At 60.8% G+C, this 16976-nt stretch carries 20 protein-coding genes; 18 read left to right on the top strand and 2 right to left on the bottom strand.

Translation table 11 applies throughout. The features are described 5' to 3' along the window. Positions 1-125: 125 nt before the first annotated feature. The 6 genes from ACM6G4_RS12840 to ACM6G4_RS12815 all read left to right on the top strand — a co-directional run bounded on the left by ACM6G4_RS12840 (position 126) and on the right by ACM6G4_RS12815 (position 6831). Positions 126-1301 (top strand): M20 aminoacylase family protein, encoded by a 1176-nt coding sequence (locus ACM6G4_RS12840; RefSeq protein ID WP_056720771.1) that lies wholly within the window; start codon positions 126-128, stop codon positions 1299-1301. 82 nt (positions 1302-1383) lie between these two features. Continuing rightward, positions 1384-2694, top strand: a complete 1311-nt coding sequence (locus ACM6G4_RS12835) for a citrate-proton symporter (RefSeq protein ID WP_056720769.1) — start codon at positions 1384-1386, stop codon at positions 2692-2694. Then, positions 2691-4139 carry an amidase gene (locus tag ACM6G4_RS12830; RefSeq protein WP_414913825.1) on the top strand — a complete coding sequence of 483 codons (1449 nt, stop codon included), beginning with the start codon at positions 2691-2693 and terminating at the stop codon, positions 4137-4139. Before ACM6G4_RS12835 ends, ACM6G4_RS12830 begins: the two co-directional genes overlap by 4 nt. A 69-nt stretch (positions 4140-4208) precedes the next feature. Then, entirely contained in the window at positions 4209-4979 is a 771-nt protein-coding gene (locus ACM6G4_RS12825; protein ID WP_414913824.1) for an IclR family transcriptional regulator, read from the top strand. A gap of 102 nt (positions 4980-5081) precedes the next feature. Beyond that, on the top strand, positions 5082-5672 hold the full coding sequence (locus ACM6G4_RS12820; protein ID WP_056720766.1) for a YceI family protein: 591 nt from the start codon (positions 5082-5084) through the stop codon (positions 5670-5672). Between the two features lies 1 nt (position 5673). Further along, a complete protein-coding gene (locus tag ACM6G4_RS12815) occupies positions 5674-6831 on the top strand; it encodes a phospholipase D-like domain-containing protein (RefSeq protein WP_056720764.1) in 1158 nt (385 codons plus the stop codon). Positions 6832-6906: 75 nt separating this feature from the next. Here ACM6G4_RS12815 and bglX read toward each other — a convergent pair whose 3' ends face one another. Next, positions 6907-9198 carry a beta-glucosidase BglX gene (gene bglX, locus ACM6G4_RS12810; protein ID WP_414913823.1) on the bottom strand — a complete coding sequence of 764 codons (2292 nt, stop codon included), beginning with the start codon at positions 9196-9198 and terminating at the stop codon, positions 6907-6909. A 262-nt stretch (positions 9199-9460) separates the two neighbouring features. Between bglX and ACM6G4_RS12805 the strand changes: the two genes are divergently transcribed. The 6 genes from ACM6G4_RS12805 to ACM6G4_RS12780 all read left to right on the top strand — a co-directional run bounded on the left by ACM6G4_RS12805 (position 9461) and on the right by ACM6G4_RS12780 (position 12662). After that, entirely contained in the window at positions 9461-10066 is a 606-nt protein-coding gene (locus ACM6G4_RS12805) for a LemA family protein (RefSeq protein WP_056720761.1), read from the top strand. Between the two features lie 135 nt (positions 10067-10201). Further along, the gene (locus ACM6G4_RS12800; protein WP_056720758.1) at positions 10202-10957 is read left to right on the top strand and encodes a TPM domain-containing protein; all 756 of its coding nucleotides are present in this window, start codon (positions 10202-10204) and stop codon (positions 10955-10957) included. 28 nt (positions 10958-10985) lie between these two features. After that, positions 10986-11603 carry a TPM domain-containing protein gene (locus ACM6G4_RS12795; RefSeq protein ID WP_056720756.1) on the top strand — a complete coding sequence of 206 codons (618 nt, stop codon included), beginning with the start codon at positions 10986-10988 and terminating at the stop codon, positions 11601-11603. Positions 11604-11734: 131 nt separating this feature from the next. After that, positions 11735-12028 (top strand): helix-turn-helix domain-containing protein, encoded by a 294-nt coding sequence (locus ACM6G4_RS12790; RefSeq protein WP_082562879.1) that lies wholly within the window; start codon positions 11735-11737, stop codon positions 12026-12028. After that, complete coding sequence (locus ACM6G4_RS12785) at positions 12025-12384, top strand: putative holin (RefSeq protein ID WP_056720754.1); 360 nt, start codon at positions 12025-12027, stop codon at positions 12382-12384. Before ACM6G4_RS12790 ends, ACM6G4_RS12785 begins: the two co-directional genes overlap by 4 nt. Further along, on the top strand, positions 12381-12662 hold the full coding sequence (locus tag ACM6G4_RS12780) for a phage holin family protein (protein WP_223541818.1): 282 nt from the start codon (positions 12381-12383) through the stop codon (positions 12660-12662). The genes ACM6G4_RS12785 and ACM6G4_RS12780 overlap by 4 nt, the downstream gene beginning before the upstream one ends. Positions 12663-12678: 16 nt before the next feature. Here the strand turns inward: ACM6G4_RS12780 and ACM6G4_RS12775 are convergent, their stop codons facing one another. Then, a complete protein-coding gene (locus ACM6G4_RS12775; protein WP_223541819.1) occupies positions 12679-13107 on the bottom strand; it encodes a helix-turn-helix domain-containing protein in 429 nt (142 codons plus the stop codon). Between the two features lie 300 nt (positions 13108-13407). Here ACM6G4_RS12775 and ACM6G4_RS12770 point away from each other — a divergent pair, with 300 nt between their 5' ends. The 6 genes from ACM6G4_RS12770 to ACM6G4_RS12745 all read left to right on the top strand — a co-directional run bounded on the left by ACM6G4_RS12770 (position 13408) and on the right by ACM6G4_RS12745 (position 16866). Beyond that, positions 13408-13686: an ogr/Delta-like zinc finger family protein gene (locus ACM6G4_RS12770; RefSeq protein WP_056720750.1), complete on the top strand. Its 279-nt coding sequence runs from the start codon at positions 13408-13410 to the stop codon at positions 13684-13686. Between the two features lie 2 nt (positions 13687-13688). After that, positions 13689-14051 (top strand): hypothetical protein, encoded by a 363-nt coding sequence (locus ACM6G4_RS12765; RefSeq protein ID WP_056720744.1) that lies wholly within the window; start codon positions 13689-13691, stop codon positions 14049-14051. A gap of 132 nt (positions 14052-14183) precedes the next feature. Next, positions 14184-15401, top strand: a complete 1218-nt coding sequence (locus ACM6G4_RS12760) for a class I SAM-dependent methyltransferase (protein WP_414913822.1) — start codon at positions 14184-14186, stop codon at positions 15399-15401. 134 nt (positions 15402-15535) lie between these two features. Continuing rightward, positions 15536-16117, top strand: coding sequence for a DJ-1/PfpI family protein (locus ACM6G4_RS12755; protein WP_008051822.1), 582 nt, complete (start codon positions 15536-15538; stop codon positions 16115-16117). 13 nt (positions 16118-16130) lie between these two features. After that, positions 16131-16436 carry a ribbon-helix-helix domain-containing protein gene (locus tag ACM6G4_RS12750; RefSeq protein WP_008051823.1) on the top strand — a complete coding sequence of 102 codons (306 nt, stop codon included), beginning with the start codon at positions 16131-16133 and terminating at the stop codon, positions 16434-16436. 85 nt (positions 16437-16521) lie between these two features. Then, entirely contained in the window at positions 16522-16866 is a 345-nt protein-coding gene (locus ACM6G4_RS12745) for a YegP family protein (RefSeq protein WP_414913821.1), read from the top strand. The last annotated feature ends 110 nt before the right edge of the window (positions 16867-16976 follow it).

Here is a 16976-nt window from a genome sequence, read left to right as displayed (position 1 = left end):
TGTGGAACCACATTCGATTGTCCTTGCGCGCGACTCGCGGTTATCTGGCGGTGAGCGCGACCTGCTGTCGCGAAATCACAGCGAACAACAAGAACGGGACTACACCCGGCCCGAGGACAATCGTCATGACCCGATATCAGCACATCCTTGCCTGGCTCAACGACGTGGCCAGCGACCTGCACGCCACCCGCCAGGACATCCACGCCCACCCGGAACTCGGCTTCGAGGAAAACCGCACTTCGGCGCTGGTGGCCAAATCCCTGGCGGATTGGGGCTACGAGGTGCACACCGGCATCGGCAAGACCGGTGTGGTTGGCGTGCTGCGTAACGGCAGCAGCCCGCGCAGACTCGGCTTGCGGGCGGACATGGACGCGCTGCCGATCAACGAGAACACCGGCGCAACCTACAGCAGCCAGCATCAGGGCTGCATGCACGCTTGTGGGCATGACGGCCACACCACGATGCTGCTGGGCGCGGCGCGCTACCTGGCGGCGACCCGCCAGTTCGATGGCACCCTGACGTTGATTTTCCAGCCTGCCGAAGAAGGCCAGGGCGGTGCCGAAGCGATGCTCGCCGATGGCCTGCTCGAACGTTTCCCCTGCGATGCGTTGTTCGGCATGCACAACATGCCGGGGCTACCCGCCGGCCATCTGGGGTTTCGTGAGGGGCCGATGATGGCCTCGCAGGATTTGCTTAACGTCACCATCGAAGGTGTCGGCGGCCACGGTTCGATGCCGCATCTGGCAGTCGACCCGCTGGTGGCGGCGGCCAGTGTGGTCATGGCCCTGCAGACCGTGGTCGCGCGCAACATCGATGCGCAGCAGGCGGCGGTGGTCACGGTGGGCGCGTTGCAGGCCGGGGAAGCGGCCAACGTCATTCCACAGCAGGCGATCCTGCGCCTGAGCCTGCGGGCACTGAATGCCCAGGTGCGCGAGCAGACCCTCGAACGCGTGCGCGCAATCATCGAATCCCAGGCCCGGAGTTTCGGATGCAGTTCGCGCATCGAACATCGCCCGGCCTACCCGGTGCTGGTCAACCACGCGGCCGAAACCGAGTTCGCCCGGCAGGTCGGTGTCGAGTTGGTTGGCGCTGATGCGGTGGACGGCAACACCCCCAAACTCATGGGCAGCGAAGACTTCGCCTGGATGCTGCAACGCTGCCCTGGCGCCTACCTGTTCATCGGCAATGGCGTGTCGCGGCCGATGGTCCACAACCCCGCCTATGACTTCAACGACGACATCCTGCTGACCGGTGCCGCGTATTGGGGCGCGCTGACCGAGAGCTGGCTCAAGCCTGCCTGACTCCTGGCACTTTCTACTGCCGCTGGACCGGGTGCGCGCTGCCGTGCCCGCCGTTTCCCAACAGGTTTCTGGAGAGCTCCCCATGCACACTTCGAGCACAGGCGTTTCGCGCACCCGGCAGGTGGTCGCCGCGGTTATCGGCAACGCGCTGGAATGGTATGACTTCATCGTTTACGGCTTTCTGGCCAGCATCATCGCCCGGCAATTTTTCCCCTCTGACGACGAATACGCATCCTTGCTGATGGCCCTGGCGACTTTCGGCGTCGGCTTTTTCATGCGTCCGGTGGGCGGCATCCTGCTGGGGATGTATTCGGACCGCAAAGGGCGCAAGGCGGCGATGCAGATGATCATTCGCCTGATGACCGTATCCATCGCACTGATTGCGTTTGCGCCGAACTACGCCGCTATCGGGATGGGCGCGCCGCTGTTGATCGTGGTTGCGCGGATGCTGCAAGGCTTCGCCACAGGTGGCGAGTACGCCAGCGCCACGGCGTTCCTGGTGGAGAGCGCCCCGGCACACCGCAAGGGTTTGTACGGCTCGTGGCAATTGGTCGGGCAATGCCTGGCGGTGTTCTCCGGGGCGGCGATGGTCGCCTTGTTCACCCACCTGCTGTCCCCTGAGGCACTGGAGAGCTGGGGCTGGCGGATTCCGTTTGTGCTGGGCTTGCTGATCGGCCCGGTGGGCTTGTGGATTCGCAAGCACATGGAAGAACCGGAAGAATTTCTCGAAGCACGCAAACAGGCCAAAGGCGCGAGCCCAAGCCTGATGCAAGTGATCCGCGAACACCGACGCAGCATTCTGGTGTCCATGGGCCTGGCCTGTGGCGCGACCGTGTCGTTCTACGTGGTGTTGGTGAACATGCCGACTTTCGCCCACAAGAATCTCGGCCTGCCGCTGGATCAGGTGCTGCTGGTGCAAATGCTCGCGGTGGCGCTGATGACCGTGATCATTCCCTTGTCTGGCGCACTGTCGGACCGCCTCGGCCGCCGCCCGGTGTTGATGGCCTTCACCCTGGCGTTTTTCCTGATGGTTTATCCCTTGTACGTGTGGGTGGCGGCGGCGCCATCGGTGGAGCGTTTGCTGGTGATGCAACTGTTGCTGTGCAGTGCGATCGGTGGTTTTTTCGGCCCGGCTCCGACGGCACTGGCCGAGCAGTTCCCGATCGAAGTGCGCTCCACCGGGGTGTCGGTGGCTTACAACGTCGCGGTCATGGTCTTCGGCGGGTTCGCGCCGCTGATCGTCACCTGGCTGAGCAAGGTTTTGGCGACTCCGGTGGCGCCATCGTTCTACGTGTTGTTCGCCTGCTTGCTGACGTTGCTCGGCACCTACTGCATGCAGGAAGCACCACGGGCAAAAAGATCCGTTGAACTCAATCTTGGGGTGAAACCTTGAGCAGCAATCCGATTGTTGAAATGGAGGCCGATGCGCTGTCCCGGGCCATTCATGGGCGGCAGGTGTCCTGTCGCGAGGTGATGCAGGCGTATCTGGCGCAGATCGAACGCTTCAATCCACAGGTCAATGCGCTGGTGTCCCTGCGTCCGGCCCAGGCGTTGCTGGCAGAGGCCGACGAGCGTGATAGCGAACTCAACCTGGGTCAGTCCCGAGGCTGGATGCACGGCATGCCGCAAGCGGTCAAGGACCTGGCGGCCACCGCCGGTTTGCGCACCACAATGGGCTCGCCGCTGTTCGCCGAGCAGGTTCCGCAACACGACGCCATCAGCGTGGCGCGGGTGCGCGACTGCGGGGCGATCATCATCGGCAAGAGCAACGTCCCGGAGTTCGGCCTCGGCTCGCAAACCTACAACAGCGTGTTTGGCACCACCACCAACGCCTACGACCCGACCCTGGTTGCCGGCGGCAGCAGTGGCGGGGCGGCGGTGGCGCTGGCGTTGCGCATGCTGCCGGTGGCCGACGGCAGCGACATGATGGGCTCGCTGCGCAATCCGGCGGCGTTCAACAACGTCTATGGATTTCGTCCGTCCCAGGGGCGCGTGCCGTTCGGGCCCGGGCCGGAAATGTTCGTCCAGCAACTGGCCACGGAAGGCCCGATGGGCCGCACGGTCACCGATGTTGCCCGTTTGCTCGGCACCCAGGCCGGGTATGACCCGCGCGTGCCGTTGTCGCTGACTGAAGATCCGGGGATATTTCATCAGTCGTTGCAGCAGGATTTCCGGGATGTGCGACTCGGCTGGCTGGGGGACTACAACGGCTACCTGCCGATGGAGCCCGGCGTCATGAGCCTGTGTGAATCGGCGTTGCAGGACTTCGCCGCCCTGGGTTGCAAAGTCGAGGCCTGCCAGCCGGACTTCTCCATGGAACGCCTGTGGCAAACCTGGCTGGTGCATCGCCACTGGCTGGTGCAAGGCAGCCTCGGCGGGTTGTATGCCGATGCGCAAAAACGCGAACGACTCAAACCCGAAGCCCGATGGGAAGTCGAGGGCGGGCTGCGTCTGACGGCGGCGGATGTCTATCAGGCCTCGGTCAGTCGCAGCGAGTGGTATCGAGCGCTGAACGAATTGTTCGAACGTTACGACTTCCTGCTGCTGCCTACCGCCCAGGTGTTTCCTTTTGATGCACAAACCCCTTGGCCGCGCGTCGTTGGCGGGCAGGCCATGGACACCTACCACCGCTGGATGGAGGTTGTCATCGGGCCGACCCTGGCCGGGTTGCCGAGCATGAATGTGCCGGTGGGATTCAACCTGGCCGGACTGCCGATGGGCCTGCAAATCATAGGTCGGGCCCAGGCTGACCGCGCGGTGTTGCAACTGGCGTTTGCCCATGAGCAGTTGACTCAATGGGTCAAGCGCAGGCCGCCCGGCTGTCTGCAAAATACCTGAGACTGGCCGACAGGCCCGCATCTTGCTGCGCAAAGTGAACATCCATCTGCGCTTAGGGAGATCGAACCTATGGAGAGCAAGGCAGAATCCGGCAGCGTGCGTTCCGTCGAGCGCGCCCTGGCGATTGTCGAGTTGCTGGGTGAGCATCAGGCGTTGGGGCTGGAGGCGTTGCACTACTTGACGAACCTGCCCAAGGCCACGGTGTCGCGCATGTTGCTGACGTTGCAGGAGCAGGGCTGGATCTATCGCGGCCTGAGCGATCGGCGCTACCGGTTGTGCGCCAAGCGCCTGTTTGGTGACAGCCAGCAGCGCTTCAAGCGGCGCCTGGTGGAGAACGCCGCGCCGCTGTTGCTGGAGTTGAGCGAGCGCACCGGGCTGGTGGCGGACTTGTCGTGTTTTGATGGTGAGCGGATCGAGGTCATGGAAAGCGCGATTCCCACGGTGCTGCGCAAGCGATACCCGAACAACTGTCAGATCGTCGGCCAGCACGCCAGCCTGTTCCATTCGGCCATGGGCCGGGCGTGCCTGGGCGAACTGGACAGCCATGAAGTGGAGCGTCTGGCCAGCCGTGAGCGAGTGACGGACGAAGCCTTGTTCAACACCACTGAGCAGGCATTGCATCAAGGCTTCGGGCAGCGCACCGAGGGTTATTGGGAGTATCCGGTGCGCCTGCCGTTCCTGATTCGCGCGGTGGCCCTGCCGATCCGCACCGATGGCCGCCTGGTCGGCAGCATGGCGCTGCACTGGCCGATGGATCAGGCGCCGGTGGAGCGGGTACTCAACCTGCACCTCAACAGCCTGGCCGCGACCATTGGTAATGTGCAACAGGCGATGGCCTGAGTGGAACTTGTGATGGTTTAGAGACTCAAGGCAACACATTTCTTGCAACCTGTGTCAGGCCGGTTAAGGTTCAGCACAGGTTTCCCTGCCTGACGAGTCTCTATGTTCAAGCGCTCCGCCCTCCGATCCCTCGTTTTTCTGCTACTGACGGGTGCCGCATTGTCGGCCCGCGCCGACTGGTACCTCGACGGCGAGTCTTCGCGCCTGTCGTTTGTCAGCACCAAGAATGCCAATGTCTCTGAAGTGCAGCGCTTCCTGGTCCTGCACGGCAAAGTCGATCCCGAGGGGCTGGCGCAGGTGGAAGTCGAGCTGGAGTCGATCAACAGCGGCATCCCGCTGCGCGATGAGCGCATGCGCAAGGAACTGTTCCAGATCGACCGGTTTTCCGACGCCTTGATCACCACGAAAATCGATCTGCGCCCGATCAACGACCTCGCTCCCGGCGCGCAACTGGAGTTGCGCCTGCCGCTGACCGTCGACCTGCATGGTCAGAAACACACGTACAACGCCCAATTGCTGGCGACCCGGCTCGATGACCGGCGCTTTCAGGTGGTGACCCTCGAACCGCTGGTGATCAATGCCGAGGATTTCGATTTGGCTCCCGGGCTGGAAGCGTTGCGCAAAATGGCCGGCCTGTCGGCGATCAGTCTTTCAGTGCCGGTGAGTGCGGTACTGATATTCACGGCGCGCTGACATGGCCGGAGCGATTTTTCCCTGGCGTGAAGGCAACCACTTCGAACTGCTGATCGATGGTCCGCAATTCTTCCCGCGCATGCTGGTGGCGATTGCCCGTGCCGAAGAACAGGTCGAACTGGAGCTGTATCTGGTGGAGGCGGGTGCCTGCGCCGAAGCCATGGTCCAGGCGCTGGTCCAGGCTGCCGAGCGCGGTGTGCGGGTGCGTTGCCTGTTCGATGACTACGGCAGCCTCGCGTTCACACTGACCTTGCGACAGCGCCTGATGGCGGCCGGGGTCGAATTGCGTTTCTACAATCGCCTGAACTGGCGGCGCTGGGTTGGTAATTTCTACCGCGATCACCGCAAGCTGTTACTGGTGGACCAGAGCCTGGCCGTGGTCGGCGGCACCGGTGTCACCGACGAGTTCTGGACACCGGGCGAAGACGTCAGCGAATGGCACGAAGTGATGGTGGAAATCACCGGGCCGCTGGTGCTCGACTGGCAGTTGTTGTTCGATCGTCAGTGGATTGCCAACCGCCATCGACGTGCCTGGCGACCGGCCTCGCATTTCGGTCTGCCGCGCCTGCCACGGGTGCCGTCCGTCGGAGAGGGCATGGGTCGGGTGGCCTATGCCGACGCCCGTCAACACCGTGACATTCTGCAATCGCTGGTGCGTGCCCTGAACAGCGGTCAACGACGGATCTGGCTGGCCACACCGTATTTTTTGCCGACCTGGAAAGTCCGCCGTTCCCTGCGCCGGGCCGCTGCCCGTGGCGTCGATGTGCGGTTGCTGCTGACCGGGCCCCGTACCGACCATCCGTCCGTGCGCTATGCCGGGCATCGCTACTACCCGCGACTGCTCAAGGCGGGGGTGAATATTTACGAATACCAGCCGTGCTTCCTGCACCTGAAAATGGTCCTGGTCGATGATTGGGTGAGCATCGGCTCGTGCAATTTCGATCACTGGAACCTGCGCTTCAACCTGGAAGCCAACCTGGAGGCCCTGGACCCCGGATTGACCCGCTCGGTGGCGGCGAGTTTCGAGCGGGACTTTGGGTTGAGCGAGCAAGTCAGCCTGGAGGAATGGCAGCGCCGACCGCTGTGGAAACGGGTCAAGCAGCGGGTGTGGGGATGGGTGGATCGGGTGGTGGTGAATCTGCTGGATCGACGGGGATAGCCCGTATTTTTTGACCACCACAAACCACTGTGGGAGCAAGCTCGCTCCCACAGGGTTATTGCGGTGTTTGATTAATTACAGCAACTCAAAACTCTGCTGCGTCACGTCCTCTGAATCCAGGCCGATCTGCACGTTGAACTTGCCCGGCTCCGCCGCGTACTTGAGCTGGGTGTTGTAGAACTTCAGATCGTCCTCGGTGATGGTGAAGTGCACGACTTTCTGTTCGCCGGCCTTGATCATCACCTTCTGGAAGTTCTTCAGTTCCTTGATCGGGCGGATCATCGAGCCTGCCACGTCCTGGATATACAACTGCACCACGGTTTCGCCGTCGCGCTTGCCGGTGTTTTTCACTGTGACGCTGGCGTCGAGCTTGCCGGTCTTGTTCAGCGTGGTCGACGACAGGGCCATGTCGCTCAGGCTGAAGTCGGTGTAGCTCAGACCGTAACCGAACGGGTACAGGGGACCGGTGGTGTCATCGAAGTACTGCGAGGTGTAGTTGCCCGGCTTGCCCGGGGTGAACGGTCGGCCAATGGTCAGGTGGTTGTAGTAGGTCGGAATCTGGCCTACCGAGCGCGGGATGCTGATCGGCAGTTTGCCCGACGGGTTGTAGTCGCCGAACAGCACGTCGGCGATGGCGTTGCCGCCCTCGGTGCCGCTGAACCAGGTTTCCAGGATGGCGTCGGCCTGTTCCTTCTCTTCGAGGATCGTCAGTGGACGGCCGTTCATCAACACCAGTACCAGCGGTTTGCCGGTGGCTTTCAGGGCCCGGATCAGCTCGCGCTGGTTTTCCGGGATGTTCAGGTCGGTACGGCTCGACGATTCGTGGGACATGCCACGGGATTCGCCGACGGCGGCAACCACCACATCAGCATTCTTGGCCGCTTTTACCGCTTCGTCGATCAGCACCTTCGCCGGGCGCGGGTCATCCACCACTTCCGGGGCGTCGAAGTTGAGGAAGTTCAGGTAACCGAGGATTTTCGGGTCGCTGGTGATGTTGGCGCCACGGGCGTAGATCAGTGTCGATTTGTCGCCCAGGGCGTTGGTCATGCCGTCGAACAGGGTCACCGATTGAGCAGGGCGACCGGCGGCGGCCCAGCTGCCCATCATGTCGATCGGTGCCTTGGCCAGCGGACCGACCAGGGCAATTTTCGCTGTTTTCTTCAGGGGCAGGGTTTCGTTGCTGTTTTTCAGCAGCACCTGGCTGCGACGTGCCACATCACGGGCCTCGGCGCGGTGCAGGCGGCTGTCGGCGTAGGTGTCGACCGGATCATCCTCGGCCTTGCCGATGCGCAAGTACGGGTCCTTGAACAGGCCCATGTCGTACTTGGCGCCGAGCACCGCACGCACGGCGTTGTCGATGTCGCTCTGCTGGATCTCGCCGGCCTTCAGCAGCCCTGGCAGCTCTTTGCCGTACAGGGTGTCGTTCATGCTCATGTGGATGCCGGCCTTGATCGCCAGCTTCGCCGCTTCGCGACCGTCGGCGGCAACGCCGTGCTTGATCAGCTCGAAAATCGCCCCGTGGTCGCTGACCGCCAGACCCTTGAAGCCCCACTCCTTGCGCAGCAGGTCGTTCATCAGCCAGGTGTTGGCCGTGGCCGGCACGCCGTTGATCGAGTTCAGCGCGACCATGACCCCGCCCGCGCCGGCATCGATGGCGGCGCGGTACGGCGGCAGGTAGTCCTGGTACATCTTGACCGGGCTCATGTCGACCACGTTGTAGTCGCGGCCACCTTCAACGGCGCCGTACAGGGCGAAGTGCTTGACGCTGGCCATGATGCTGTCGGCGGCGTTGGCGCCCGTGCCCTGGAACGCCTTGACCATCACACCGGCAATGCGCGACACCAGGTAGGTGTCTTCGCCGAAGCCTTCGGAAGTACGGCCCCAGCGCGGATCGCGGGAGATGTCGACCATTGGCGCAAAGGTGATGTCGAGGCTGTCAGCCGCGGCTTCCTTGGCGGCGATGCGCCCGGACAGGCCGATGGCGTCCATGTCCCAGCTCGAGGCCAGGGCCAGCGGGATCGGGAAAATGGTGCGGTGGCCGTGGATCACGTCGTAGGCGAAGAACATCGGGATCTTCAGGCGGCTGCGCATGGCCGCGTCCTGCATCGGGCGGTTTTCCGGGCGGGTGATCGAGTTGAACGTACCGCCGATGTTGCCGGCCGCGATTTCCTTGCGGATCATTTCGCGCGGCATTTCCGGACCGATGCTGATCAGGCGCAACTGGCCGATTTTTTCATCGAGGGTCATTTGCTTCATCAGGTTGCTGACGAAGGCTTCCTTGTTCTCCAGGGGTGCGGGCGTCGTGGCGGCCAATACGTTATGACTGGCCAGGCTGACGAACAGGCCCAGCAAACACAGCTTCTTCATGAATAGTTTTCTCAAGGGCCCAAACGGCGATGTACACGCCGGCCAGCCAAAATTTAGGGAGCGTCTATTGTTGTTCGGGTGCCTGCTCAAAAGACCAGAGCCAAAAAACACAGCCAGATGGCGGATGCGTTTTCGCGCAGGGCCTCTTTTTAGCCCATCGGCCCGTTGCAATCCAGAGGCGCGGGCGATTATGCCCCAAGAGCCGGCCCAGAAGGTTTCACGGTCGGTTTTTTCATGAAATGCACAAGGGAGCATCATCCTGATGAATGTAAGTCCAACCTACCGCTCGCGTTTGCAGGTCGTCACGCTGCTGATGCTGGCCTCGTTGCTGACCGCCTGTGGCATCAACAACATCCCTACCCTCGACGAACAGGCCAAGGCCGCCTGGGGCCAGGTGCAGAACCAGTATCAGCGGCGCGCCGACCTGATTCCCAACCTGGTGGAAACCGTCAAGGGCTATGCGGCCCACGAGAAGGAAACCCTGACCGCCGTCATCGAGGCCCGGGCCAAGGCCACGTCGATCCAGGTGGATGCCTCGACTCTGGATGATCCGGAAAAACTCAAGCAGTACCAACAGGCCCAGGATCAGCTCAGCGGCGCCTTGAGCCGTTTGATGGTGGTCTCCGAGCGTTATCCGGACCTCAAGGCCAACCAGAACTTCCTCGCCCTGCAATCGCAGCTTGAAGGCACAGAGAACCGCATCAGCGTGGCCCGTCGCGATTTCATCCTCGCGGTGCAGAAGTACAACACCGAGATCCGCACGTTCCCCGGTCGCCTGTGGCACACCGTGATGTACAGCGACCTGCCGGTACGCGAGACCTTCGAAGCTACGCCGGGTTCGGAAAAGGCCCCCGAGGTCAAATTCTGAATCAACCCTGTAGGAGCTGCCGTAGGCTGCGATCTTTTGACTTTGATTTTTTCGCGAGCGCTAAAGGTCAAGATCAACAGATCGCAGCCTGCGGCAGCTCCTACAGAGCCAGGCTTGGAACGGAAGAGGTTGCCAATGCGTGTGTTTAAAACGGTCCTGTTGCTGTTGTTGTGGGTGGTGGCGATCGCTGCCCGGGCCGAGCTGAACTTTCCGGCGCTGACCGGGCGGGTGGTCGACAATGCGCAGATGATCGAGCCATCGGTGCGCCAGCAGCTCACCCAACAACTTCAGGCTCATGAGCAAGCCACCGGCGAGCAGCTTGTGGTCGTGACGTTGCCGGATTTGCAAGGCACCGACATCGCCGACTTCGGTTATCAACTCGGGCGCCACTGGGGCATCGGGCAGAAGGACAAGAACAACGGCGCCCTGCTGATCATCGCCCGGGACGAGCGCCGGCTGCGTATCGAAGTCGGTTACGGCCTGGAGGATCGCCTGACCGATGCCCAGAGTTCGGTGATCATCAACCAGGTCATCACCCCGTCATTCAAGACCGGCAATTTCAGTAAAGGCATCAGTGACGGCGTGGCGGCGATGCTGGTGGTGCTGGGCGGCAACCCCCTGGACGAACCCTCCACGGCGTATGAATCCAGAGGCGATCCGGGGGAGGATTTCATCGCGCGGCATCCCGGGTTGTTCGTGTTTTTGGTGATGTTATTCATCCTGACTGTTTTTGTGTGCCAGATGCTCGGTATCCTTCCTGCCGGCCGGGGCGGCTCCGGTGGATCCGGGGGCGGCTTTGGCGGTGGTGGATTTGGCGGCGGCGGTGGAGGGGGAGGTTTCAGCGGCGGCGGGGGCAGTTTCGGCGGGGGCGGTTCGTCCGGCGGCTGGTGATAATAAAAACGAGCAGGCACTTCACGACATGGCATTACTGACTGAACACGAACAACGCAAGGTGGCCGAGGCCATTGCCCGGGTCGAGCGCGAGACCGACGCAGAACTGGTGACCGTGCTCGCGGCCCGCGCCGACGACTATGCGTACATCCCGTTGCTGTGGGCCAGCCTGCTGGCGCTGCTGGTGCCGGGCATCGTGCATTACTTCACCGGTTGGCTGACCCTGCACAGCCTGCTGCTGGTGCAGTGGGCCATCTTCATCGTGCTGTGCCTGGTGTTCCGCCTGCCGAAAGTCACCACCCATCTGGTCCCGCGCTCGGTGCGACACTGGCGCGCCTCGAACCTGGCGCGTCGGCAGTTCCTGGAGCAGAACCTGCACCACACCGAGGGCAGCACCGGCATGCTGATTTTCGTTTCCGAGGCCGAGCGTTATGTGGAGATCCTGGTGGATGAAGGGATTTCCAGTCGCCTGGACAACAAGAACTGGGACGCGATCGTCGCGACGTTCACCCAGCAGGTTAAACAGGGGCAGACGTTGCAGGGTTTTGTCAGTTGCGTCGAGGCCTGTGGCGAGTTGCTCAAGGTGCATGTGCCGGTGACCCATGTGCGCAACGAGCTGCCGAATCGTCTGGTGGTGTTGGGTTAAGCCAGGGCTTCATCCGCTTTTGTAATGCGCCGCGACACAGTTGCGGAGCGTTGTCCACCGCGGAGCTTGTCTTCAACATCTCTCTCATGGTGCGCGCCCTGCGATGGGCGTTCTGTATAGAGGGAGTTCTTATGAAAACGCAACAATCGCTGGATACCCGGGTGGAGGATGCACCCGCAAACGCAATGTTTACTCCGCGAGTGCAACTGACAACGAAAGAGACACAAGCCCTGGAGTGGTGCCTCAAAGGCAAGACCACCTGGGAGATCGCCAGGATTCAGAGTTGCTCGGAATCCACCATCAACTTCCACTTCTCCAATATCCGTCGCAAGTTTGCCGTCAGATCTCGCAACGCTGCCGTGTTCAAAGCGCTGGAGTCGGGAGCCATCACTGTTGATCCATCGCAGTCGCGAGATAATCCATGAGCCTGACTGATTCGACCTACAACAGTATCAGCGGACTCATGGTGGGGTTGGGTATTGCGACGTTGCCGGTTATCAATGGAGAAGTCCTGTTCGGCGCGACGCTTGGCGCGTGGCTGGTCACGACCACTCGCGCCAACTTCAAGGCCTGGCAACGCATCGGTTCCTGGCTGTTGTCGGCGGGTGTCGGTTACCTGTTTGCCCCGGTCGCCCAGCCACTGGCGCCTTTTCTGACCGCCGGTGTGACGGCCTTCCTGTGCGCGCTGCTGGTCATTCCCATCAGCATCAAACTCATGCAGTGGATCGATGGCGCCGGCCTCGGTGACATCCTTCGTCATCTCAGAGGGCGAGGGCAATGACCTTTGAGATGGCGGCCCTGGTGTGGGTGACGGGGGTGGCTCACCTGATCAGTGCGTTCAGGCTGGCGTGTTACCAGCGCGACGAGCTGCGTTACAACTGGCGCGACAGGATATTGATCAGCTTGTGTGGCGCAGTGTTTTGCCATGCCGGCATCGATGTATTGCTGACATTCCTGCCGGTGAGCCCATGGCATGCAGGGGTGAGTGTTTTTTCATGCGTAATGATTGTTCGCAGTAGTGGCAACATTATTGTTTTGTGGCATGCCTTCAAGCATTGAAACGTCGGACTTCAAGTCAGGTTTTGTTCGAGTGTCCAAGTGTTGCCAGGATGGCGGCCATTTCCGAAAGTTGCGTTTCCAGATCCCTCAGGCGTCGCTTTTCCTCCAATGCGCTTTGTATTGCGCAGCGGTCATCCTCATCAAGCAATCGCCACAGCGAAAGGATGGTGTTTTCCTGTGTTGTTGCAGTTTCCGCAACATTTGCAGTCGCGTTGACATGGGTTTGCCGCAGCATCGGCCCCTCGCCCAGCAGCAACCAGTCAAGGGAGATGCCGCGAGCTTGTGCAATATCTACGCATAATGAGTATGGCGTGCTGTCACGGCCTTTCCAGCTACTGAGTGTCTGGGGGCTGATCTGTAGTGCAGTAGACAGGGAAGCGTCAGTTTTTGTACCCGTTACTTGCTTCAGACGGGCCAAAACAGCTTGTGATTTTTTGCTACGCAATTTGAGCCTCTTCCTTTTGACATATGCTTTTTGAGTGCTTAACGTATGCGTAATGAGTACTTTTTTTCTTGTAAGTAATCAATCATCAACTATGAATCAGAAGAATACGATGTCGAAACTTCCTAATGGTATCAGGGTGATTTCCTACGAGCTTGGCTCGTATCTATTACGTGTCCGCCCGTTGCACTTCCTTTTGTCTGGCGGACGTTATTTGCAGCACCGGACTTTTACGAATTGTGTTTCAAACAGTATTGCGTTTGATCAATTCGATTACCACCGGATGGCCCAAGGGAAACATATATGAGTACTTACAAGATGGTGTGCCCGCACTGCCTGAGCAGGATGCGCATACGTACCAGCGAAGGACGGCATATTTTCCTGCGGGTGGCGTACCTGCAATGTACGTCGGAGGCCTGTGGCTGGTCGGTGCGGGCCGAGTTCGAAATGACCCATGAGCTTTCCCCCAGTGGCATGCCCAACCCGGCCGTGCATTTGCCGTGCGCCGGGCCTGATTTGCGCCGCGCCGCGAAGCCTGTCGCCGAGAGTGCTCCGGCGGCGCAAGCGCAACAGGAGCCTTGAGCATGAAGGAGGTTGATGAACAGGCCCATTTGAATGCGGAACTATTGGCCATAGCTCAGGCGTTTCTGGCCCGTCATGAAGGCGAGGGTGTGATTGATGATCAAGTGTTGTTCTGCCGTGCGGTGAGGCATTTGCAGAGTCTGGATATGCCGATGCACCAGGCGGAGCGGCTGGTCAGCCACGCGTACGGATTACTCAAGTCCAGCAACGATCGCCGACGTCTGGATCTGGCTGCAAGCTCCGAAACTGTCGCCGTGGTCACTGATCCGGTCAACGGTCTGACGTGGGCGGTGCCGGTCGGGTTGATCGTCAAGTTCGTCATCAACTCGCCGACCAACCGCAAACTTCGACTGGTGGAGCCATGATGTAGCGATGGTTGGATTCAGGTCCCGATCGGCGGGAACGGGGCCTGGCGCAAAATTACTCCGTGCCCAAAACACTCGTCCCCCCTAAAATACCCGGCATTCCCCGATTCGTATTGCCGAGGCCGTTTTTCCATGTCCGTCACCGCCACTCCCGCCAGCCTCGCGCCGGATCATCACGCCCAGTTCATCGACCTGCTGCAATCGAGCCTGGAGCACAACGCGTTCATCAAACTGGTGCTGGCCAAGTACGTGGGCGATGAAACGGACCTGCAGCGGATCATCATCAAGCCGGTGACGGTCAAGGCGCAACCTTGCCTGTCTTTTGTCTACCGCTACAAGACCCGCGATATCACCAAGAACCTGCCACTGGCAGAAGGTGTGGCGAGCATTTCCGGGCTGCTGCCGGCGTCGTTCAAAAATGCGCATTTGTTGTCGTTGACCGACGAAGCCCAGCTCGAATACAGCAAAAAGGGCAAGTCATCGCTGTTCAAGAGCCAACCTCAGCAATTGCGCGAAGTGCCATCGGCCGAGCACAACCGTGAGAAAAACCGTTTTCTTGACCTGAACCGGCCGTTTCTCGCCGACCTGGGTGTGACCAACAAGCAGCATGAGCTGATCCCGGCGATGTCGCGCAAGTGGAAGCAGATCAACAAGTTCATCGAAGTGTTCAGCCATGCGCTGACGTCGTCACCCTTGGCGCTGGACAAGCCGGTGCGTGTGGCGGACTTCGGATCGGGCAAGGGCTACCTGACCTTCGCCATCCACGATTACCTGCGCAACACCTTGAAGGCCGAAGGCGAGGTGACCGGCGTCGAACTGCGCGAAGACATGGTCAGCCTGTGCAACACCGCCGCCGCCAGGCTTGAACACCCCGGCCTGGTGTTCAAGTGCGGTGACGTGCGCAGCGTGGCGCCGAGCGAGCTGGACGTGATGATCGCCCTGCATGCCTGCGATATCGCCACTGACTATGCGATCCACACCGGCATCCGTTCCGGCGCTTCGATCATCATGTGCTCGCCGTGCTGCCACAAACAGATCCGCCTGCAAATCCAGAGCCCGGCGCTGCTCAAGCCGATGTTGCAGTACGGCTTGCACCTGGGCCAGCAGGCCGAGATGGTCACCGACAGTTTGCGCGCGTTGTTCCTTGAGGCCTGCGGCTACGAGACCAAGGTGTTCGAGTTCATCTCGCTGGATCACACCAACAAGAACAAGATGATCCTGGCGGTCAAGCGCGCCGAGCCGGTGGACCCGGCCCAGTTGCTGGCGAAGATTCAGGAGTTGAAGGATTTCTATCACATCCGCGAGCATTGCCTGGAAACATTGCTGCGCGCTGACGGTTATTTGAGCTGATCCAAAAAAGATCGCAGCCTGCGGCAGCTCCTACAGTGGTCCTGTGCATTCGTAGTAGCCGGTTGTTACCCACCCCACCGGATAAGGACTACCTTGAATACTCCTGCACGCCCACTTCCAGAGGAGTTCTCCCCATGGCTGCGAAAAAAATTCTGATGCTGGTCGGTGATTACGTCGAAGACTATGAAGTGATGGTGCCGTTCCAGGCATTGCTGATGGTCGGCCACACGGTACACGCCGTTTGCCCGGACAAAGCCGCCGGCCAGACCGTGCGCACGGCGATCCATGACTTTGAAGGCGACCAGACCTACAGTGAAAAACCCGGTCACCTGTTTGCCCTGAACTTCGATTTCGCCAAGGTCAACGCGGCCGATTATGATGCGGTGCTGATTCCGGGCGGACGCGCGCCGGAGTACCTGCGCCTGAACGAAAAAGTCCTGGAACTGGTGCGCGCGTTCGACAAGGCCGGCAAGCCGATCGCTGCCGTGTGCCATGGCGCGCAGTTGCTGGCGGCCGCGGGTGTTCTCGAAGGTCGCGAATGCAGCGCTTATCCGGCCTGCGCTCCGGAAGTGCGGCTGGCGGGCGGTACGTATATTGATATTCCGGTGACGGACGGCCATGTCCAGGGCAATCTGGCCACGGCTCCGGCCTGGCCTGCGCACCCGAACTGGCTGGCCGGTTTCCTGGGATTGCTGGGTACCAAAATCACGCTGTAACGAGGCCGTGTCCATGTGCGAGCTGTACGTCAAAGCCGACCCGATACTCTATGAATCGCGCTCCCGCTCTCTGCGCATCTGCGGGGTGGTCACCACCCTGCGGCTGGAGAATCAGTTCTGGGACATCCTCAGCGAAATCGCCGAGGTCGACGGCATGACCACCAATCAGTTGATCGCCAAGCTGTATGAAGAGGTGATGGACTACCGCGGCGAGGTGGTCAATTTCGCGTCGTTCCTGCGGGTGAGTTGTACGCGGTATTTGAGCCAGCGACGGACGTCGGCACCGGAGTTGTCGGTGGTGCGGGCAGTGGTGAAGTAGTGAAAACTGCCGTTCAGGCGACAGAAATCCCGGCTTGGTCTTTACTGTGAAGCGCGAAACCTCTCAATCGCCAAGGAGAAACAGCATGTCCGGATGGTATGAAGTGAGCAAAAGCAGCAATGGCCAGTTCAGGTTTGTCCTCAAGGCAGCCAACGCCGAGACCATTCTGACCAGCGAGCTGTACACCACCCACGCCGCCGCCGACAAAGGCATCGCCTCGGTCCAGGCCAACAGCCAGCTGGATGAGCGCTACGAGAAGAAAACCACCAAGGATGGCCACCCGTATTTCAACCTCAAGGCGGGTAACCACGAGATCATCGGCAGCAGCGAGGCCTATGCCTCACCGGCGGCCTTGGAAAAAGGCATTGCCAGCGTGAAGGCCAACGGTTCGTCCAAGGTGGTCAAGGACAAGACATTGCCGGTGCTTTGATCGCTACCTTCGCATCCAGTACAAATCCTGTGGGAGCGAGCAAGCTCGCTCCCACATTCGACCGCATTTTATCTGGAGGAACTCGGTCACCTGTGGGAGCGAACCTGCTC

This window comes from Pseudomonas sp. IT-P258, assembly GCF_949767825.1.
Classification (GTDB): domain Bacteria; phylum Pseudomonadota; class Gammaproteobacteria; order Pseudomonadales; family Pseudomonadaceae; genus Aquipseudomonas; species Aquipseudomonas monachiensis.
The sequence above is the reverse complement of the archived record's forward strand: the minus strand, read 5'-3'. Positions and strand labels throughout refer to the sequence as shown.

Coding starts and splice junctions, on each gene's coding strand:
- ACM6G4_RS12840 (WP_056720771.1), top strand. CDS start 126: ATGACCCGATATCAGCACATCCTTGCCTGGCTCAACGACGTGGCCAGC.
- ACM6G4_RS12835 (WP_056720769.1), top strand. CDS start 1,384: ATGCACACTTCGAGCACAGGCGTTTCGCGCACCCGGCAGGTGGTCGCC.
- ACM6G4_RS12825 (WP_414913824.1), top strand. CDS start 4,209: ATGGAGAGCAAGGCAGAATCCGGCAGCGTGCGTTCCGTCGAGCGCGCC.
- ACM6G4_RS12820 (WP_056720766.1), top strand. CDS start 5,082: ATGTTCAAGCGCTCCGCCCTCCGATCCCTCGTTTTTCTGCTACTGACG.
- ACM6G4_RS12815 (WP_056720764.1), top strand. CDS start 5,674: ATGGCCGGAGCGATTTTTCCCTGGCGTGAAGGCAACCACTTCGAACTG.
- bglX (WP_414913823.1), bottom strand. CDS start 9,198: ATGAAGAAGCTGTGTTTGCTGGGCCTGTTCGTCAGCCTGGCCAGTCAT.
- ACM6G4_RS12805 (WP_056720761.1), top strand. CDS start 9,461: ATGAATGTAAGTCCAACCTACCGCTCGCGTTTGCAGGTCGTCACGCTG.
- ACM6G4_RS12800 (WP_056720758.1), top strand. CDS start 10,202: ATGCGTGTGTTTAAAACGGTCCTGTTGCTGTTGTTGTGGGTGGTGGCG.
- ACM6G4_RS12795 (WP_056720756.1), top strand. CDS start 10,986: ATGGCATTACTGACTGAACACGAACAACGCAAGGTGGCCGAGGCCATT.
- ACM6G4_RS12790 (WP_082562879.1), top strand. CDS start 11,735: ATGAAAACGCAACAATCGCTGGATACCCGGGTGGAGGATGCACCCGCA.
- ACM6G4_RS12785 (WP_056720754.1), top strand. CDS start 12,025: ATGAGCCTGACTGATTCGACCTACAACAGTATCAGCGGACTCATGGTG.
- ACM6G4_RS12780 (WP_223541818.1), top strand. CDS start 12,381: ATGACCTTTGAGATGGCGGCCCTGGTGTGGGTGACGGGGGTGGCTCAC.
- ACM6G4_RS12770 (WP_056720750.1), top strand. CDS start 13,408: ATGAGTACTTACAAGATGGTGTGCCCGCACTGCCTGAGCAGGATGCGC.
- ACM6G4_RS12765 (WP_056720744.1), top strand. CDS start 13,689: ATGAAGGAGGTTGATGAACAGGCCCATTTGAATGCGGAACTATTGGCC.
- ACM6G4_RS12760 (WP_414913822.1), top strand. CDS start 14,184: ATGTCCGTCACCGCCACTCCCGCCAGCCTCGCGCCGGATCATCACGCC.
- ACM6G4_RS12755 (WP_008051822.1), top strand. CDS start 15,536: ATGGCTGCGAAAAAAATTCTGATGCTGGTCGGTGATTACGTCGAAGAC.
- ACM6G4_RS12750 (WP_008051823.1), top strand. CDS start 16,131: ATGTGCGAGCTGTACGTCAAAGCCGACCCGATACTCTATGAATCGCGC.
- ACM6G4_RS12745 (WP_414913821.1), top strand. CDS start 16,522: ATGTCCGGATGGTATGAAGTGAGCAAAAGCAGCAATGGCCAGTTCAGG.